At 36.3% G+C, this 21,018-nt stretch carries 17 protein-coding genes and 1 pseudogene; 1 reads left to right on the top strand and 17 read right to left on the bottom strand.

The genetic code is table 11. The features are described from left to right. From BU038_RS07265 to mutS, 7 genes are all read right to left on the bottom strand, one after another. Complete coding sequence (locus BU038_RS07265) at nt 1-936, bottom strand: alpha/beta hydrolase (RefSeq protein ID WP_107605470.1); 936 nt, start codon at nt 934-936, stop codon at nt 1-3. Between the two features lie 202 nt (nt 937-1,138). After that, on the bottom strand, nt 1,139-2,806 hold the full coding sequence (locus BU038_RS07260; protein WP_107605469.1) for a glycerol-3-phosphate dehydrogenase/oxidase: 1,668 nt from the start codon (nt 2,804-2,806) through the stop codon (nt 1,139-1,141). Between the two features lie 189 nt (nt 2,807-2,995). After that, nucleotides 2,996-4,495 (bottom strand): glycerol kinase GlpK, encoded by a 1,500-nt coding sequence (gene glpK, locus BU038_RS07255; protein ID WP_107605468.1) that lies wholly within the window; start codon nt 4,493-4,495, stop codon nt 2,996-2,998. A gap of 85 nt (nt 4,496-4,580) precedes the next feature. Next, nucleotides 4,581-5,396: an MIP/aquaporin family protein gene (locus tag BU038_RS07250; RefSeq protein WP_107605467.1), complete on the bottom strand. Its 816-nt coding sequence runs from the start codon at nt 5,394-5,396 to the stop codon at nt 4,581-4,583. A 165-nt stretch (nt 5,397-5,561) separates the two neighbouring features. Further along, nucleotides 5,562-6,095 carry a glycerol-3-phosphate responsive antiterminator gene (locus BU038_RS07245; RefSeq protein WP_107605466.1) on the bottom strand — a complete coding sequence of 178 codons (534 nt, stop codon included), beginning with the start codon at nt 6,093-6,095 and terminating at the stop codon, nt 5,562-5,564. A 13-nt stretch (nt 6,096-6,108) separates the two neighbouring features. Continuing rightward, the gene (mutL, locus tag BU038_RS07240) at nt 6,109-8,070 is read right to left on the bottom strand and encodes a DNA mismatch repair endonuclease MutL (protein ID WP_107605465.1); all 1,962 of its coding nucleotides are present in this window, start codon (nt 8,068-8,070) and stop codon (nt 6,109-6,111) included. A gap of 12 nt (nt 8,071-8,082) precedes the next feature. Next, entirely contained in the window at nt 8,083-10,665 is a 2,583-nt protein-coding gene (mutS, locus tag BU038_RS07235) for a DNA mismatch repair protein MutS (protein WP_425385749.1), read from the bottom strand. A gap of 297 nt (nt 10,666-10,962) precedes the next feature. Between mutS and BU038_RS07230 the strand changes: the two genes are divergently transcribed. Then, nucleotides 10,963-11,916: a glycerophosphodiester phosphodiesterase gene (locus BU038_RS07230; protein WP_107605464.1), complete on the top strand. Its 954-nt coding sequence runs from the start codon at nt 10,963-10,965 to the stop codon at nt 11,914-11,916. Between the two features lie 133 nt (nt 11,917-12,049). Here the strand turns inward: BU038_RS07230 and thiW are convergent, their stop codons facing one another. The 10 genes and pseudogenes from thiW to BU038_RS07180 form a co-directional block, all read right to left on the bottom strand. Continuing rightward, nucleotides 12,050-12,547 carry an energy coupling factor transporter S component ThiW gene (thiW, locus tag BU038_RS07225; protein ID WP_107605463.1) on the bottom strand — a complete coding sequence of 166 codons (498 nt, stop codon included), beginning with the start codon at nt 12,545-12,547 and terminating at the stop codon, nt 12,050-12,052. 33 nt (nt 12,548-12,580) lie between these two features. Next, complete coding sequence (locus tag BU038_RS07220) at nt 12,581-12,937, bottom strand: RicAFT regulatory complex protein RicA family protein (protein WP_107605462.1); 357 nt, start codon at nt 12,935-12,937, stop codon at nt 12,581-12,583. Beyond that, on the bottom strand, nt 12,937-14,478 hold the full coding sequence (gene miaB, locus BU038_RS07215; RefSeq protein WP_107605461.1) for a tRNA (N6-isopentenyl adenosine(37)-C2)-methylthiotransferase MiaB: 1,542 nt from the start codon (nt 14,476-14,478) through the stop codon (nt 12,937-12,939). The genes BU038_RS07220 and miaB overlap by 1 nt, the downstream gene beginning before the upstream one ends. A 122-nt stretch (nt 14,479-14,600) precedes the next feature. Further along, complete coding sequence (gene opp4C / locus BU038_RS07210; RefSeq protein WP_023015663.1) at nt 14,601-15,500, bottom strand: oligopeptide ABC transporter permease; 900 nt, start codon at nt 15,498-15,500, stop codon at nt 14,601-14,603. A gap of 12 nt (nt 15,501-15,512) precedes the next feature. Beyond that, nucleotides 15,513-16,481, bottom strand: a complete 969-nt coding sequence (gene opp4B / locus BU038_RS07205; RefSeq protein ID WP_107605460.1) for an oligopeptide ABC transporter permease — start codon at nt 16,479-16,481, stop codon at nt 15,513-15,515. Further along, entirely contained in the window at nt 16,478-17,464 is a 987-nt protein-coding gene (locus BU038_RS07200; protein WP_107605459.1) for an ABC transporter ATP-binding protein, read from the bottom strand. The genes opp4B and BU038_RS07200 overlap by 4 nt, the downstream gene beginning before the upstream one ends. A 12-nt stretch (nt 17,465-17,476) precedes the next feature. After that, entirely contained in the window at nt 17,477-18,457 is a 981-nt protein-coding gene (locus BU038_RS07195; protein ID WP_107605458.1) for an ABC transporter ATP-binding protein, read from the bottom strand. Between the two features lie 63 nt (nt 18,458-18,520). After that, nucleotides 18,521-20,242, bottom strand: coding sequence for an oligopeptide ABC transporter substrate-binding protein (gene opp4A, locus BU038_RS07190; RefSeq protein WP_107605457.1), 1,722 nt, complete (start codon nt 20,240-20,242; stop codon nt 18,521-18,523). A 171-nt stretch (nt 20,243-20,413) separates the two neighbouring features. Further along, nucleotides 20,414-20,704: a thiamine-binding protein gene (locus BU038_RS07185; RefSeq protein WP_002480740.1), complete on the bottom strand. Its 291-nt coding sequence runs from the start codon at nt 20,702-20,704 to the stop codon at nt 20,414-20,416. A gap of 88 nt (nt 20,705-20,792) precedes the next feature. Continuing rightward, nucleotides 20,793-21,018: pseudogene (locus BU038_RS07180) on the bottom strand (type II toxin-antitoxin system YoeB family toxin); the annotation flags it as partial.

The raw sequence follows: 21,018 nt of genomic DNA, 5'->3' as shown, positions 1-21,018 counted from the left end.
TTAATCCCCCTGCTTATATTTATTCAGGATATTTTTCTTTATCCAGTCATACATGTTATTCCACGTTTGATGATAATCTTCCTCAAACAATATTTCATGTCGCTTATTACGATAAAGCTGTACCGTAATGTGTTTCACACCATTTTTCTTCATTGCTACACCCAGTCTGCGAATACCTTTACCATAGTCTCCAAATGCATCGTCTTTACCAGAAATCAATAGCACAGGTAAATCTGCATTCATCTTTTTAATTTCTTTCGGTGCACTGGTCTTCATCATTTCACTTGTTGTTTCATAAATAATCTGATTTGAGACTAAAAATCCGCAATACTGATCTGAACAATATCTATCAACTTCCTCTCTTTGTGTTGATAACCAATCATTCTCAGTTTGCACGTTCTGAATACCTCGATTGAATGGTCTGAAAGCTAGACGGTTGACCCATCTGAGTCTTCTGCGTTTGCCAAATACAATCGTGATTAACTTCATTATCATTGTCAAAATTTTCCCTTTTACTTTCGGGAACAATCCTGTGCCTGTCAATATCAAACCTTGTGACATGTCAGGATACATTTCAACATATTTACGTGCAATAATCGATCCCATTGAATGGCCAAGTACGATATAAGGTAAATCATCTGTGTCTGGATATAACGTTTGCGCAATTTCATAAGCATCAGCCGCAACGATTTCGATACTGTCATAATGCCCTCTTGTTCTTTCGTCTATATCCTTACCATGACCACGATGATTGTGACGAATCACATCATATCCCTGTTGATTGAGCGATTCGACAAATGTATCATAACGTCCCATATGTTCAGCCATGCCATGAAAAATATGTACAATACCAATTCGCGTTTTATTCGCTTTATCTAATTTGACTTCAATATTTGTACCATCTTCAACTGTTACCTTAAATGTGTTAGGACACATTGACTACACTCCCGTCTAACTTTTTTATTATTCTCTATGATGCCTTCACTAGATGTCTTACCCTTCTATTATAAAACAGACCCAAAATTCTTGGAATAGGCTTTCATTTACCTAAATAGTAAAAAAACTGCATCCTTTAATAATAGGATAACAAAAATGAGCTGAGACATCGTCCCAACTCATCTTGATATACTATTAATCTTTATTCAGCAGGTTGATCATTTGCAGTTCTTGCTTCATTAATTGCTTCATCTAATTCTTCTGTAAATAATGCACGTTGAATGTCATCATAGTTTAACAATTGTGCTAATACATCAACAACCGCATCTTTATATTTCAAGACATCTTCAATATCGAAGTACAACATTCCTGTTCTGCGAATTAAGAAATCTGTCGGTTTATAAACCATTTCATTTTGAATACCATAAACCAATTCTGCATAAATTTCTAATGGTAAACCAGAATTTTGATATTGAGCCGTATGCGCAATTTTATAAATTTCATCAGCGTTTGAACCATAACGTTGCGCAATATCTTCTGCAGTTTTTGCGTCAATTTGATATTTTTTAGCTTCCGCCACTTTTTCTTCTACGAAATGATCGAAGTTCGCACTGCCGCCGACATCTCCACCTGAAATTGTCAGATGTTTCGTTTCACATGGTCCGAATTTCAAACCGAAGTCTTGTTGTAGACGTTTCGCTAATAAATCAACGATACCTTTTGCCATATGACGGTAACCTGTTAATTTACCGCCGGCAATTGTTAATAGACCTGATTTACCTTCCCAAATTTCATCTTTACGTGAAATTTCAGATGGGTCTTTACCTTCTTCTAAAATCAATGGTCTGATGCCTGCCCAAGAAGATTCGATATCTTTATCTGTAATATCTAAACCTGGGAACATATAGTTTACTGCATCGACAAGATAATCTCGGTCTTCTTGTGTTGGTAGTGGTGATGCTTTGTCGTTATTATAGAACGTATCAGTCGTTCCGATATACGCTTTGCCTTCACGCGGAATCGCGAAGATCATTCTGCCATCTGATTTTGTATCGAAATAAACCGCTTGTTGTAATGGGAATTTAGATTGGTCAATGACAATATGCACGCCTTTAGTTAAGCGTAATTGTTTATTATTTCTAGAATAATCAGCACCTCTGACTTCATCTACCCAAGGACCACTGGCATTGATTACTTTTTTAGCGTGAATCGTATAAGCTTCATCCGTCAACATATCAGTTACTTGAATACCATTCACTTTTTCTTTGTCATTGTATGTGAAATTCATTGATTTCGTATAGTTTAGAATATCAGCGCCTTTTTCAGCTGCACGTTTCATAACTTCGATTGTTAAGCGTGCATCATCTGTACGATATTCTACATAATAACCGCCGCCTTTTAGGCCTTTCTTTTTAACTAACGGTTCTTTTTCTAATGTTTCTTTTTTATTCAGCATTTTTTTGCGTTCTGATTTTTTAACACCTGCTAAACGGTCATACATCGCTAAACCGATAGAAGTTGTGAATTTACCGAATGTACCGCCTTTATGCATTGGCAACAACATCCATTCTGGTGTTGTTACATGCGGGCCATTTTCATAAACAATCGCACGTTCACGTCCAGTTTCAGCTACAACCCCGACTTGAAATTGTTTTAAGTAGCGTAAACCACCATGAACTAATTTAGTAGAACGAGAACTTGTACCTTGCGCAAAGTCTTGCATTTCTACTAATGCCACTTTCATCCCGCGGTCTGCCGCATCTAACGCGATGCCTGCACCTGTTATTCCGCCGCCGATAATCACGACATCATAGTCTTCCTCTTTCAATCTTCCTTTAATTACATCTCTGTCTAATGTTGATAAACTCATTGAACAACGCCTCCTAAAATATTCTGTTATGAATGCATGAGACAAGTCGAGATGCGAATTTACCGCAAAAATGATAAAAAATGAGAGACCTATCCCATACATTTAAAATGGTGTGAACAGTTCTCTCATTCTCGAGTCATAGATATTAACTTGTCTTTAGTATAACATAGTTAGAAAACAGTCGTCTAATTAGTCGTCTAGCTTGAAGACTTGTGTAGCCTCTACTGCTTTTTTCCAACCTTTATATAGTTTTTCTCTTTCTTTTTCATCCATTTCAGGTTCGAACGCTTGATCTAATTTCCAACGATTTGTGATTTCTTCTTTACTATCCCAGAAACCTACCGCAAGTCCTGCGAGATAAGCAGCACCTAGCGCAGTTGTTTCATTGATTTCAGGTCGTTCTACTGTAATATTTTGAATGTCTGCTTGGAATTGCATTAAGAAGTTATTCTTAACAGCACCGCCATCTACACGAATATTTTTCACTTCAATACCTGAATCTTGAATCATCGCTTCAACCACGTCACGTGTTTGGTAACAAATAGATTCTAAAGTAGCTCTGATAAAGTGTTCTTTCTCAGTCGCACGTGTAATACCGAATACTGCACCGCGCGCATTCGCATCCCAGTATGGTGTACCTAGTCCGACAAATGCAGGCACGACATAAACACCATCGCTTGATTCAATACGGTTCGCGTAGTTTTCAGATTCAGGTGCTGAGTTAATCATACGCAAACCATCACGTAACCATTGAATAGCTGAACCTGAGACAAAGATAGAACCTTCTAATGCATAATGTACTTCTCCATCTAAACCGAAAGCAATCGTTGTTAATAAACCATTATCAGATTGAATCGCTTCTTTACCAGTATTCATTAACATGAAACCACCCGTACCATACGTGTTTTTCACTTCCCCGCGTTCAAAGCACGCTTGTCCGAATAATGCTGCTTGCTGGTCTCCGGCGATACCTGCAATCGGTACTTCTTGTCCAAAGAAATGATAATCTTTTGTTTTCGCATAAATCTCACTTGATTCATGAACTTCTGGCAACATTTGTTTTGGAATATCTAGAATTTCTAATAATTCATCATCCCATTTCAAGTCATGAATGTTGTAAATTAATGTACGGCTGGCATTTGTATAATCCGTCACATGCGCAGCGCCCCCTGATAATTTCCAAACAATCCATGAATCCACTGTACCGAATAATAAATCGCCGTTTTCAGCTTTTTCTCTTGCACCTTCTACATTGTCTAAAATCCATTTGATTTTAGTACCAGAGAAATACGGGTCAAGCACTAAACCTGTTTTCTCACGGAAAGTATCTTCATAACCTTGATCACGTAACGATTGTACGATATCTTGCGTTTGACGAGATTGCCAGACAATCGCATTATAAATCGGACGACCTGTATGTTTATCCCAAATAATTGTTGTTTCCCTTTGGTTGGTAATACCGATACCGCTGATTTGATGCGGATAAATATTATCGTCATTCAACACTGTCGCAATAACAGACAGTACTGATGTCCAAATTTCATTCGCATCATGTTCAACCCAACCTAAATGAGGAAAATGTTGTGTAAATTCACGTTGTGCTGTAGAGACAATTTCTCCTTCTTTGTTGAATAAAATTGCACGTGTACTTGTAGTACCTTGGTCTATTGACATAATATATCTTTCCATAGTAAGCCACTCCTTATCCCTGATTTTAACATGTTCTAAATATTTTAACTGTTCCCCGAATTATCTTAACCTGTAAATCCATTGATTAATAAATTGTGCCAATATCTTTCTTATCGATTTTATTTAATACAACTCCTAAAATTAAAGTGGCTGCAGTTAATAAAACCGCTACAACAGATAATGCATCAAAAGTTTCTTTGTATGCTGCACGGTAAATACAAGCACCTAACATACCGCCTGCAATCGGACCTAAAACCGGCACAATCGCATAAGACCAGTTTGAATTGCCTTTACCTGCAATCGGTAATAATGCGTGCGCAATACGCGGACCTAAATCACGCGCTGGATTAATCGCATAACCTGTCGGGCCACCTAAACTTAAACCGATAGCCACAATCAAACCACCGACAATAATCGGATTCAAGCCTTCAGTAAATTTATTAATCCCGATAAATAATAAGCCTAATGTTAAAGCTGCTGTACCGATAATTTCACTGAAAAAGTTGGCATAATAATTTTTGATGCCTGGCGCTGTACAAAATACTGCTAACTTAGCACCTTGATCTTCAGTTACTTTCCAGTGCGGTAAATACATTAACCAAACTAAAAAACCGCCGACAATACCGCCGAGCATTTGACAGATGATATAGCCTGGTACTTTGTACCATTCAATACCGCCATCCATCGCAAAAGCAACTGTGACAGCTGGATTTAAATGGGCACCTGAAAATGTTCCGACTGCATAGACACCAAGTGTCACCGCAAGTCCCCAACCAAGCGATATATTAATCCAATCACTGCCAAACCCTTTTGATTTTGCTAAGTTCAAATTGGCAACCACGCCGCCCCCAAATAAAATCAGAATGGCTGTCCCTAGAAATTCTGCAAAATATGGACTCATCTTAATTCACTCCTTAAAAAAGACAAAAAGACTCCTACATGAACAAAAACAATGTAGAAGTCTCCTATCTCTATCAATATTTATATTAACTTATTAACAGAATATCTTTTTATGAAAACGTTGTCAATAATTATTCACATTTTCACATAATGACAGCCTAAAAATTTACCATAATGTTTTATTGCTCGTGGTAACATATTCCGCACCACTTTTTACAGCTTCTTGTACTTCTTCTTCTAAATCTATCAACCCACCAGCAATCACTGGTGTCTTAGTTTCATCATAAATCCTCTGTATCACCTTGCTTGCGACCCCTGGCAATACTTCCACAAAGTCTGGCTTCACTTGTTGGATTAAGGCAATACTGCGCTTAAGCGCATGACTATCTATAATAAACACGCGCAAAATTGTCGTAACTTTTAACATTTTTGCTTTTTTAATTACTTTGGGTTTTGTCGACACAATACCTTTTGGTTTAAACTTCTGAATCAAATATTCACAGCCAAACTCATCATGTGCAATACCTCTCGTTAAATCAACATGAATATACATTTCCATACGATGTTGTTTCAACAAATCAGTAATACTTTGTAAATGACCGATGTGTGCATCTAACAAAACACAAGTAGGATAATCCGTTTTCATCAATTTTTCTAAATCGCGCATTTCACGGATTGCAGGTAAAATGTGTGGTTTCAAGTTCATATCTCCTTTATTGGATACGTTTGAACAAACGTTCCATTTCATAATTTGAAAAACTGATGATAATCGGACGGCCATGTGGACATGTAAATGGATCTTCCATTTCTCTCAACTGATCAATTAAGTCCGCCATTTCATGATTACGTAAATAATGATTCGCTTTAATCGATTTTTTACAGCTCATCATAATTGCCGCTTCTTCTCTAATTTTCTTAATCTCTACTTTTTTATGTTCCAAGACATATTCCACCATATCTTGAATAATTTCTTCCGCTTCAGCTTTAGGGAACCAGACCGGGTAACTATTCACGATATAATCATGAGCACCAAAAGGTTCTAAATGCACCCCTACTTTATCTAATTCATCTTTGAACTCATCAATAATCATTTGTTCATCTTTTGAGAAGTGGAACGTTAACGGAATTAATAAATTCTGAACTTCATTAGTGACTTCTCCAATTTTCTCACGGAAATACTCATATTTAATGCGTTCTTGTGCTGCATGCTGGTCAATCATAAACATACCGGTTTCATTTTGCGCAATGATATAAGTCCCGTGCACTTGACCCACCACTTCCATATAAGGCACACGGTGTTTCGGTTGCGCATTTTGTGTTTCACGAACATCGGATGTAGGTTGCGCATCATACTTCGCTTCATCATACGCTATTTCTTCTGGTGTGTGTGGTGCATCTTCATCCTCACTAGATAATGCTTCCTCATCAACAGATTGATTATCTTTTTCTTCTAAATCAGACAACATCTCTTTCTGCATCTCTTGATACGCTTGATAATCAGAAGACGACGTATTACTTTCTGAGACATGTTCATTGGAAACATCGACTTCTGATTCAGTTGTTTGTTTATCATTTAAATCTTGAGTTTGTTGTTGGTTTCTTTTCTCAAAATCTAATTTTTGCTGTTCAAACGATTCTAGTACTTTGTTCTTTTTATACAATTTGTTTTCATCATTGTGCGGAATTAAGATTTTATCTTTAAAGGCTTCTCTTATTTTCTCCACAATTAAATCATACAGCTGTTCTTCTTTAGACAGTCTGACTTCTAATTTTGTAGGATGCACATTGACATCTACCAAAATCGGATCCATTTCGATATTGATATAACAAATTGGATAACGGCCGATTGTCAGCAAGGTATGATAACCTTCTAAAATGGCTTTATTCAAAATAAAGTTCTTAATATAACGTCCATTAATAAAGATGGAAATATAATGGCGGTTACTACGGGAGTGCTCTGGTTTAGCGACATAACCTTCTAAATGATAATCACTCGTATCACCTGTAATATGCACTACATCTGTCGCCACTTTCATGCCATATATTTCTGCCATCACTTCATTCGTACGGCCTGAACCATTCGTTTTAATCAGTACTTTCCCATCTGAAACTAAGGTAAAGCGCACATCCGGATGACTCATAGCCATACGATTAACGATATCTGTAATCTTTCCTAATTCTGTATATAAGCTCTTCACATATTTCAAACGTGCTGGCGTATTATAAAACAAGGATTCTACTAAAATATCTGTCCCTTGTTTTGCTTTCGCTGGTTTTTGTTTTAAAATTGCGCCATCTTCTGCATAGATTTCATGCCCATTTTGACCATCTGTACAGGTTCTTAATGTCACTTTTGCTACAGAAGAAATACTGGCTAAAGCTTCACCACGGAAACCTAATGTGCGAATGTGAAATAAATCATTATCTTCACTTAACTTACTTGTCGCATGACGGTGAAAGACTAATTTCAAATCATCTTCTTCAATACCCGTGCCGTTATCTACAACACGAATAGATTCAATACCAGACTGTTTAACTTCTATATTAATTTCACTTGCTTGTGCATCAAGGGCATTTTCGAGTAATTCTTTGACGACTGATCCAGGACGTTCAACGACTTCACCAGCCGCAATTTTATTGGCGAGTGAGGTTTGTAATTCTTTAATTTTGCCCATGATTCGTCACCTCTATTTTAATTGGTTTTGTAATTCGTTTAATTTAATCAATGCTTCTAGCGGTGTCATATTGGAAATATTAAGTTGTTTCAATTCCGCTTCTATCGCACTTTCTTTCGGTGCACTATCAAATAAATCAAAAGTACCTTGGAAGAACTCTGCTTCATCCTTTTTAGGCTGACTAGTTTCTTCTGTACTTTCAGCTACCTGCATTTCTGACGTTTCTTGCGTTGGGATGTGCGGTTGTGGTTTATCTTTTGCTTCAAAGGCATCTAAAATCACTTGTGCACGTTCAATTACTTCATCAGGTAAATCTGCCAGTTTCGCAACTTGAATACCATAACTGTCATCTACCGCGCCATCTTTGACTTTATGCAAGAAGATCAGTTCTCCTTGGTACTCATTTGCTGCGACATGCACATTTTTCAGACATGGCAACGATTGATCTAACGTCGTTAGTTCATGATAGTGTGTTGAGAATAAAGTCTTCGCATGAGACGTTTGTGCCACATATTCAATCATGGCTTGAGCTAAAGCCAAACCATCAAAGGTAGATGTGCCTCGACCGATCTCATCGAAGATAATTAAGCTATCTTCAGTCGCATAAGTCAAAGCTTTTTGTGCTTCTAACATTTCCACCATAAAGGTACTTTTACCTGACACTAAATCATCGGCTGCACCGATACGTGTAAAGATTTGATCGAAGATTGGTAATAAAGCTTCACGACATGGGACATATGCACCCATTTGCGCCATAATACTGATAATCGCAATTTGACGCATATATGTTGATTTACCAGACATATTCGGGCCTGTAATTAAGTAAATAAATTGCTCATCATCTAAATAACAATCATTTGGTACATAATCATTATAATCCATCACGCGTTCTACGACTGGATGACGTGAATCGACTAAGTTCAGTGTTTTATCTTCACTAAATTCAGGTCTAGTATAGTTATACTTTTGCGCAATTTCTGCGAAACTTTGAAGACAATCAATTTCTGAAATTAATTTGGCTTGTTTTTGTAGACGTTCGGTATAAGTCTTAACCGCTTCTCTCAATTTCACAAATAACTGATACTCTAATTCAACCGCTTTATCTTCCGCACCTAAAATCAAGTCTTCTTTTTCTTTCAGTTCATCAGTAATAAAGCGTTCTGCATTAGATAACGTTTGCTTACGTGTATAACCATAATCTGCAGGTTCAAAGTCTTTTAAATTGGCACGTGTAATTTCGATAAAGTAGCCGAATACTTTGTTAAAACTGATTTTTAATGAGCGAATGCCAGTACGTTCCCTTTCTTTTGCTTGAAGTTGCGCAAGCCATTGTTTCCCGTTAATAGATGCCTCTAAATATTCATCAAGCTGTTCATTGAAGCCTTGTTTAAATAAGCCGCCATCTTTCACAGAAATCGGAGGTTCTTCGACTATACTTTGTTCCAACAACTCGAGTAAATCATCTAAAGGTTCTAACTGTCTGAATTGCTCAGGCAGTTGTTGATCGAATTCGTCTAATAATGCTTTGATATTCGGGATTTCAGATATTGAATGTTTAAGTTGGATTAAATCACGTGCATTAACATTACCATAGCTGACACGGCCTACTAGGCGTTCAATGTCATAAACTTGATTTAAGTAGTTACGTAAAGTATCACGTTCGATGAAGCGGTCAATCAATTGAGACACTGCATCTAAACGCTCATTGATCGCTTGTTTATAAATGAGTGGACGATCTATCCATTGTTTTAAACGACGTGCACCCATCGGTGTTTTCGTTTCATCCATCAACCATAGTAATGTTCCTTTTTTTGACTTTAAACGGATACTTTCAGTTAACTCTAAATTACGTTTTGCGTAATAATCCATTTTCATAAAGTCTACTGCTTCGTATACTTTGACATCTTCAATATGGTCTAAGTTACGTTTTTGTGTGTGATGAATGTAATCTAATAAAACTTGTACAGCACGGTGCATCAATTCATCTTCAACTTGATTTACAGGATAGTCTTGATTACTGATATCTTCAACTACAGTCAACGTCTCAGTCGCTAGAGACATTTGTTGTTTTAAATTGTCTTCTACTGCTTCAGCTGTCACTATTTCATTTGGATTAATCGTTGTGATTTCATTCAGCAACATACTTTCATCTTTAAAGTGTGTCACCTTTAATTCCCCTGTAGACACATCACAATAACTTAACGCAATTTCACCATTGTCTCTGACAAAGCTTAAAATATAGTTATTTTGTTTCTCATCTACGCCGCCTTGGTTCATGATCGTACCAGGTGTCACCACACGGATGACTTCACGGTGTACCATGCCTTTAGTGACTTTTGGATCTTCCATTTGTTCACAAATAGCCACTTTATAACCGTTGTCAATCAGCGTTTCAATATAGCTTTCTGCTGAATGATACGGTACGCCGCACATGGGTATTGGATTTTCTTTTTTTGCATCACGCTTCGTCAACGTGATTTCTAATACTTTTGATGCGACTTTAGCATCTTCATAAAACATTTCATAAAAATCGCCTAGTCTGAAAAAAAGTAAGCAGTCTTGATATTGTGATTTAATTTTTAAATATTGCTGCATCATCGGCGTTACATTTGTCATGATTTTCAATCATTCCTTCTAATTTTAGGTTTAATCATTATAAGTGATTGTATAGGAAATTCATATTCTTTTCACTTGTCTTAACTCATCTATTTTAACAAATTATGTTCCTATAAACGAGTATCGTCTTTACACTGTAATTTTAATCTAATTTTAAAAATAATAATAAATCATAAAACCATAGTTAACTTTTATAAACTTATAGTAAATATGTGCAATTCTCCTTAAATCTTAAGCTATCATGAAAATATCTTAAACAAAGGAGCACAGATACATATGAAAATTAAATCTACCATTTTATCTACTCTCATAATTTCTACTGCACTTCTCGCAACTTCCCAAGCTTCTTATGCGAACACAGATACCATCGGACCAGCTTCAAATGCGCATAACCAATCTACCAAAAACATGTCTAATCATCCGCATAACATCTTAAATCAAAACGTCTCAATCGCACATCGTGGTGCGAGCGGTTATGCGCCTGAACATACTTTCTTTGCGTATGACAAAGCCAAACATGAACTTAACGCAGACTATATTGAATTAGATTTACAAATGACCAAAGACGGCAACCTTGTGGCAATGCATGATGAAACAGTAGATCGTACCACAGGAGGTAAATTCCATGGTCCCGTCAAAAATTATACGACGGAACAACTGAAACAAATGGATGTCGGTACATGGTTTAATGTTGAAAATCCACAATATGCGAAACCTGAATATGAAGGCGCAAAGATTCCAACGCTTGATGAGATTTTAAATCGCTATGGGCAAAATACCAATTATTATATCGAGACAAAATCACCAGATGTGTATCCAGGCATGGAAGAAAAAGTACTACAAACGCTGAATCAACACGGACTTTTAACACCCGCAAAACTGAAAAACGGACAAGTTGTGATTCAAAGTTTTTCACAAGAAAGCTTACTGAAGATGCAACGTTTGAATAGCCATATTCCGTTAATTCAATTAACAGATGTCGGTCAATTATCTACTTATACTGATCAACAACTAGACTACATTGCGTCATACGCTCAAGGTGTAGGTCCTGAATATCATGATGCGACACCGCAAAATGTCGACAAAGCACATCGTCATGGCTTACTTGTTCATCCTTATACAGTAAATACATCACCAGAGATGCAAACATTGCTTAATGCAGGTGTTGACGGTGCATTTTCAAATTATATCGATCAGTATATCCAGTTACGTGACCAAACTCAGCACTAATTGAATAGTTAAACTCTTGAAAATATGAATTTCGATTCATTCAGTTTCATTATTTTTAATCTGATTTAAACAATCATTAGATATAACAATGACCCCATTCACTTCATTTAAGAAAGGAACGGGGTCTTATTTATTAATCTTTAGGCAACCAACGTGAGAGTTTGCCTTTTTTAAATAATATCATTAATATAACATAGCTGATAAAAGCGCCGACAGCACTTGAAGTTATAAAGGCTGCCATTAAAGGTTTAATCGCAAAATGTTGTAGACCAAGTACGAAAGCTAACGGAATACACATGAAACTTCCAATTAGGCCTGTACCGATGACTTCACCGATAGCTGCCATAAACAAATGTTTGCGGTAGCGGTAGAGTGCACTTGCGAGCAACACACCAATCATACTGCCCGGAAATGCAAAGGCAGAACCTGTGCCGAACATCATACGAATGACAGAAGAAAGAAATGCTTGTGCTAGTCCAAACCATGGTCCTACAAATACTGCACATAACACATTAATCATATGTTGAATGGGTGCTGCTTTAATCGGACCAATAGGGATAACAATCAAACTGCTTAAAACCACATTAATGGCGATAAACATTGAAGTCAGTGTAAGTTTTCTTACATTCACAATAAAAAACGCCCTTTCACTTATAATTTAAAGTTACTGCTTGTGGTGCGCTGCATTTAACTGATCAGCCATCGTATTAATCATCATCTGCAACAACTCATTCGCATCTGCTTGGGCATCACGAAACTCTGTCACAATCGGCAACGCATTGATTTTTTGTTGAATTTCTGCAATCTCTGCTTCACTACGTTTATAAGCCTCTATTTTGCCGTAATTCTGCAAGTTAACGGATTGCTTTTGTCGTTGTTTCAAATCAGCCATCCAAGCATCGATATGATGATTACGATGTATTTGTTGTTCAACTTTTTGATATTCTTTAACGGTTTCTAAAGCTTTTATTTGATCACTGAGTGCCTGTGCCTTAGCGATAATCTCTGCTTTATCGTACATTATGCTTCAACCGCTTCAGCTTCCACAATATTTAAGAATGTACCGTTTAAAGAATATTGTTTCGCTTCGTCAATTTTCACTTTCACTAATTGACCAATCGCTTCTTTCGGTCCTCTGAAATTGACAAGTTTGTTTTTCTCAGTGTAACCCGCTAAAACATTCTCATCCTTTTTACTGCTGCCTTCACATAATACAGTGACCACTTCACCTTCATATGCTTTTAAGGCACGTTCAGAATAATAACCGACTTTTTTATTTAAACGTTGTAAACGTTCTTTCTTCACTTCAGTCGCCACGTTATCTTTCATACGTGCGGCTGGTGTACCATCACGTTGTGAATAAAGATACGTATACGCATGTTCGAATTCAACTTCATCATAAAGTGATAACGTCTCTTCGAATTGTTCTTCTGTTTCATTCGGATAACCGACAATGATATCTGTCGTTAACGCAACATCTGGAATTGCTGTTTTAATACGGTTCACTAAATCTAAATAACTTTCACGTGTGTATTTACGTCCCATAATTTTAAGTACAGCATCATTACCAGATTGCACAGGTAAATGAATATGCGGAACGATGTTGCCGCCTTTGGCAATGACTTCAATCATGTGGTCTGTAAAGTCCCATGGATGACTTGTTGTGAAGCGGACACGTGGGATATCAATTTTAGAGATATCTTCAAATAAATCGCCTAAGCCATATTCAATATCTTTTAAGTCTTTACCGTATGAGTTAACGTTTTGACCTAATAATGTAATTTCTTTATAACCTTGTCGTGCTAAATCACGGACTTCATCAATAATATCTTGTGGTCTACGGCTACGTTCTTTACCGCGTGTAAACGGTACAATACAATATGTACAGAATTTGTCACAACCGTACATAATATTCACCCAAGCTTTGAAATAGTCATCACGAACTTTAGGCAAGTTTTCAATAACATCGCCCTCTTTTGACCATACATCAATAACCATTGCTTTCGATAAGTAAGCTTCTTCTAAAATTTCAGGCAGCTTATGAATATTGTGCGTACCGAAAATCATGTCTACGTTTTGGAATGATTTCAAAATCTTATTCACGACTGATTCTTCTTGTGACATACAACCGCAAACACCGATTAAGCAATCTGGACGATCACGTTTTAAGTGTTTTAAATTACCGATTTCACTAAATACTTTATTCTCCGCATTTTCACGAATTGCACAAGTATTTAACAAAATAACATCCGCTTTCAACATGTCGTCCGCTAATGTATAACCTAATGCCTCAAAAATACCTGCCATCACTTCTGTGTCATGTGCGTTCATTTGACAACCGTATGTTTTAATAAAGAACGTACGGCCTTTACCCATATCTTTAAACTTTTCATCTATTTGGAAATCACGATTATATTTTACTTCTTCTTTACCGCGTTTTTTCGCTTCTTTCAAACTAGGAGGTTGATACACTGTTTCGAAGTACTGACTATAATCTTTTTCTTTTTTATTTCGTTGAGCTATGACGTCTAAAGAACCTGCTTTTCTTTGTTCTTCATTCACTTCGCAAAATCCTTTCTATATCCCCGATTTATCATTATTACATTATATATGGTTTATCATAAAAGTGCAAAATGATTCTTGTCCTCATAAGAAAAAGCCGGTCAATGTGACCGACTCTTTGATTAGTGTTTAGATTTAGGGTTCAAGGCATCTTTTAATCCTTCACCCACGAAGTTGATACATAAAATTGTGATGGTAATAATCATGGCTGGTGGCATCCAAATCCACGGTTTACTACTTAATACATCCGCTTCTTGCGCATCAGACAACATATTACCCCATGTCGGTGTTGTTTTCGCAATACCGAAACCAAGGAAACTTAAACCAGCTTCTGCCACAATTTGTACCGCAAATAATAAAGTTGCTTGTACAATGATGACACTTAAAATATTCGGAAGTAAATGCTTCAACATAATTTTATAAACAGGTGTTCCGATTGAAACAGCTGCTAAGAAATACTCATTTTCTTTTTCCTGCATGACTTTACCACGTGTTAATCTGGCAATCCCAACCCATGATAAGGTAATGATAACGGCAGCTAAAATAAATGCTGAGCCATATGGGTTTTTGATTTTGTCACTGAATGTCGCATTTAATACGATTGCGAATGGAATGAATGGGAACAACATGACAAATTCAGTAAAACGCATTAAGATGGTATCGACTTTGCCGCCATAGTAACCAGAAATCATTCCGACAATCAAACCGATGATTAAAATTCCGGCAGTGGTCACAATCCCAAAGACCATAGAGACACGACCAGAATAAAGCAGACGACTTAAAATATCACGACCACCGGCATCTGTGCCTAACCAGTGTTCTGGTGACATATCCCCTTTAATATAAACAAGGTTCTGTAAGTTTGGATCGTACGGTGCAAGCAGTGGAGATAACATTGAAATCACAAATATCGCAATTAATGTAATCAGCGCTGTCATTGCTAATTTATTGTGTGTGAAGTGAATCATGGCTGTTTTCAGCGGTGAATAACTTTCATGTTTTGTTTTTGATTTTTTAGACATGTTTTCTCCTCCTTAGTTGCTCTTAATTCTAGGGTCTACAATACTGTATGTGATATCGGATATTAAATTCGCTAATAATCCTAAAAAGGCAAAGAACAATAATAACGCCATCATTAATGGATAGTCTTTACCACTGATTGCTTCAATTAATAGTTTACCGATACCAGGATAAGAGAAAATCGTTTCAGTAATAACAGCCCCGCCAAAGATAGATAATACATCTCCACCGAAGAATGTCACAATCGGAATGACTGAGTTTCTTAAAATATGTTTATTGTAAATTTTGTTTTCTGAAATACCGTTTGAACGTGCTGTTCTAACATAGTCTTTACGTGAATTCTCGATAATATCGTTTCTTAAAAATTGTACATAACCTGCAGTCGACATAATACCTAAAATCAATGCAGGTAATAAGGCATGATAAATTTTACTCATATAATATGGGAATGTGCCCTCTTCTAAACCAATCGTAACTGACCCTTGGAATGGGAACCAGTTTAATTGGAAAGCGAATAAATAAATTGCGAACACACCCGCTACAAATGATGGTAAAGCGAGTAAGAAATAGTTTGCGACCTGTATAGAATAATCTAAAGGCGAGTACGGTTTCCGCCCTGATACAATACCAAGTGGAAACGCTAAAATATAAGTAAATATCAAACTTAATGTACCTAATGTAATAGTGTTAGGCATTCTTTCTTTAATTAAATCTAAAACTGGACGTTTGAATCGCACAGATTCACCTAAATCACCCTGAGCGATTTTTTCAGCCCATTTCATATATTGCACATGAATCGGCTGATCATAACCTAATTTTTTTCTTTGTTGTTCAATATATTTAGAAGCCGAACTGTCTGTTGACGTCACAGAACCTGTAAAGGCATCACCCGGCTGCATTTTCGCAATACCGAAGATAACGATTGAAATTAAGAATAATAACGGAATCATCAATAATAAACGACGAACAATTAACTGAATCATTTTTCCACCTCTTCCTCAATCAATAAGCATGCTGCGAAATGATCTTGACTGACTTCTTTGTACTTTGGCTTAGTTGTTTTACACGCTTCTTGAGCAATCGGACAACGGGTATGGAATGGACACCCTGTCGGTGGATTGGCAGGAGAAGGTAAATCACCTGTTAATAAAATACGTTCTTTTCTTTTTTCTGGATCAATTTCAGGAATCGCTGAAATTAATGCTTGCGTATACGGATGTTTCGGGTTGTTATAGATTTCATCTGATGGACCTTGTTCTACAATGTGTCCAAGATACATCACACCGATATAATCACTTACATGTTTCACGACACTTAAGTCATGGGCGATAAATAAATAACTGAGGTTAAACTCTTCTTGTAAATCATCTAATAAGTTTAAAACTTGAGATTGTACGGATACATCTAACGCACTTACAGGTTCATCTAAAATGATGAGTTTTGGTTTCAAAGCGAGTGCACGTGCAATCCCAACCCTTTGTCTTTGCCCCCCTGAAAATTCATGGGCGTATTTATAATAGTCTTCAGTATTTAACCCTACTTTGACTAGTAATGCTTTGACTTCTTTTTCAAGTTCTTCTTTAGACATTTTGTGATAGTTTTTAATCGGTTCTGCGACAATATCACCAACCATTTGAAGCGGGTTTAATGAAGCATAAGGATCTTGGAAGACCATTTGAAAACCTTGTCTTGCTTCTCTTAATTTTCTCCCTTGAATCTTTGTGATATCTTCACCATCGAATAAAACAGTACCGTCTGTCGGAGTTTGTAATCTTAAAATACTGCGACCTGCTGAAGATTTACCACAGCCCGATTCTCCAACAAGCCCCATTGTTTCTCCCTCGTTAATTTTAAAACTGATACCGTCTACTGCTTTGACTTGGCCGATTGTTCTACGAAAAAATCCACCTTTAATTGGATAATATTGCTTAAGATTGTTTACTTCTAAGATTGTCTTTTTATCCATATCGTTCCTCCATTATTGCTCGTCATATAAATGACAAGCGACTTTATGTTTTGCGTCAATCGATTTTAAAGCGACGTTTTCAGTTTTACAGATATCCATAACATGCGGACATCTATTTGCGAATTTACATCCAACCTTTGGCATATTAACCAGTGATGGGACACTGCCTTCAATAACTTCTAATTTTTCAACATCACTGTCTAATTTAGGTATTGATCTGATTAAAGCTTGTGTATAAGGATGTTTAGGAGATTTAAAGATTTCATTAGTTGTTCCAGTTTCAATAATATTTCCGGCATACATTACTGCTACGCGGTCACAGAGTTCTGAGATAACAGCTAAGTCATGCGAAATAAAGATGATAGACATATTCGTTTCTTTTCTGATTTTACGTAACAACTCTAAAATTTGTGCTTGAACTGTCACGTCTAAAGCAGTAGTAGGCTCATCAGCGATTAACAAATCAGGATTACACGAAATAGCTAATGCAATCATGACACGCTGTCTCATTCCGCCTGATAATTGATGCGGATAATTGTCGATGACTTCAGCAGCACGCGGAATACCTACTTGATTCAATAAATCAATCGCTTTGGCTCTCGCTTCTGATTTATTCAATTTTAAATGCAGCATGATTTTTTCAGTAAGCTGATTACCAATGGTAAACACTGGATTTAAAGCAGTCATCGGTTCTTGGAATATCATTGAGAGTTCTTTTCCCCTTAATCGGTTATAGTCATTCTCACTGATGTTATCGACACGTTGACCTTTAAAGACGATTTCTCCCTCTTCAATCTTGGCGATTTTTTCTGGCAATAGCTGCATCACAGATAAACTTAATACAGATTTGCCTGAGCCTGATTCACCTACGATACCAAGAATCTCCCCTTCTTCAACTGACAAATTAATATTATTAACTGCAGAATGCCATTCTTTCTTTATGTAAAAGCTGGTTTTTAATTGTGTTATTTCTAAAATATTCCTCGATGTCAATTTCAACACTCCCTTTTTTGCTTAGAAAAAGCCTCGAAAATAATCGAGGCTTTTCATGCAAAATTATTTTTCTACAGTCCATTCATTTGCAGGGTTAGATCCTTTGAAAGAAACTTCAAAGTTTTTAACTTTATTGCTAACTAAAGTAATATCTTCAAGTTCTACAAGAGGGATAACTGGAACATCTTTATTCCATAGTTTTTGCCATTTCAAGTAGATATCTTTACGTTTTTCTTTGTTGTTACCTACAACATCAAAATCAGTTGCTTCTGCTAATAATTTATCTGATTCTGGGTTGTTGTAACGTGATTCATTCCATAATGCATTTGATTTATATAAACCTGATGGATCTGGGTCAGCCCCTTGTTGCCATCCTCTAACGTAAACTTCAACGTTACCATCTGATTTTTCTAAATCTGCATTATATTTACTAAATTCAACCATGCTGACTTTTGTTTTCAAACCAACTTTTTCCCAGTAACCTTTAAGTGCTGCAGTTCTTGGTTCGAATGTTGGGTTTGTACCTGCATAGTGTTTCAAGCTGATTTCGAATTTTTTACCTTTAGGGTCTTCTCTGAAACCATCGCCGTCTCTATCTTTATATCCTGCTTCATCTAATAATTTTTTCGCTTTTTTAACATTGTAGCTATAGTCTTCTAAGCCTTTGTTACCTTGAGATACCCAGTGGCTAGTTGGAATTAATGAGTTCGTTGGTTTAGCGTAACCATACATGAATGCTTTAATCCATTCATCTTTATTGATCGCATAATCCATTGCTTTTCTTAAACGTACATCTTGGTATTTAGGAAGTGGTTCTCCGACTTTCATAGCTTTTTTATCATATTTGTTTAATACAAATCCGATAATCATGTATTGTGTTGATGGTGCTGTTAATACTTTAATGTTGTCTGCTTTAGAGTCTTTAACTTGTTTCGCCATTGGTGGTGTACCTTGTCCTACCATGTCGATGTCACCGTTTTGAAGGGCTTTAACCATCGCGTTTTGGTCTACAACTTTATAGTTGATTTTGTCTAGTTTTGGTTCACCTTTCCAGTAATCTTTGTTTTTCTCAAATTGTACTGATTCGCCATCTACGATTTTTTTAACTTTGAATGGTCCATAACCGATTGGGTGTTTACGAACAGCGTCTGATTTCGCCATATCTTTAACTGGAATATCTTTAAAGATTTTTTCGCTTAATAAGTCGCCACCATAAATTTTCAATAAGTTATTAACTTTTTTCTCTTTAAACGTGATTTCTACATTGTAATCATCAATTTTTTTGATACCTGAGATTGTATCTGCTTGACCTTCTTTTTTCGCTTGTGCCCCTTCGATACAATCTACGTTGTCATAACGTGGACCATCGTAGTCAGGGTTTGCTAAAGTTTCTAATGTGAAAATCCAGTCATTGATTGTTAATGGATTACCATCTTGCCATTTCACACCTTTTTTCAATGTGAATTTATATTTTTTAGCAGGTTCGATTTCTTTCCATGACACTAAGTTTGGCTCTAATTGTAAATGATCATCCATTTTGAATAATCCATCACTGAATAATCCGATAACACCTGAATCAGTGACTGATGCTGCATAAATACCAGAGAAGTTACCTTCTGGTGGTGCACCTGTACCAATATTTAATGTACCGCCTTTTTTGTCACTCTTGCCTGTACTGCTTGAACCCTTAGCATTATCAGAATCCGACTTTTTGCTGCCGCATGCTGATAGTACTAATAACAGTGATAGTAAAACTATCGCTAACTTAAACCATCGTTTCTTCATATAATTCCTCCTCTTGCTGTTATCTCTATGCTGCTTATATGAAGTTATTATATTAATATTCAGACTATTGTGTCAATGACACTTCTATTTTTTATTATTTTTATAATTAGGTTGTTTGATAAAACAAAAAAGCACTCCTATCACTAGGAATGCTTTAGCAAATTATATTCATTAATCATATTTTGCAGTCAAATCTTCCATTGTGATACCTGTCGGTACATAATAGAACTTCACTTGACTGATGACACTTGGTACTTCTAATTCAACCATTCTGTCATTAATATTTTGAATTAAAATCAAACACTCGCTCATCGTGCCTTGAACGGTTGTTTCTAATGGAGATACTCTGAATTTTAATCCAGATTGTTCAATAATAGAAATCGCTTCATCTACATATGGAATAACGTCTTCACCATTGGGTGTTTTAGGTAATACTTGAATACTCATCAATGTATCTTGCATCTTTCAAACCTCTTTTCACTATTTCATTAACTTTACTGTATCAAAATTTATAATGTCTATCGAATATTCTATCTTGGTTTGATGGAAGTTATACAGTGTGGTAATAACAGCTGATAATAATGAGGCGATGATCAATTTCTTTATAGACTAAGCGGTGAATCTCATCGAGTTGTAAGACTTTAAAGCCGCCTTCGCTAATTCGTCTGACATAAAGAGGCACAGGATGATTATCTTCATCAAAAGGTATTTCACCTTTAATTTGTCTTATTGCTCGATTAAAATGCTTGATTAATTCTCCATTTAAACTTTTAAAA

The sequence above is a fragment of the Staphylococcus simulans genome (assembly GCF_003043455.1).
Lineage (GTDB): Bacteria > Bacillota > Bacilli > Staphylococcales > Staphylococcaceae > Staphylococcus > Staphylococcus simulans_A.
The sequence above is the reverse complement of the archived record's forward strand: the minus strand, read 5'-3'. Positions and strand labels throughout refer to the sequence as shown.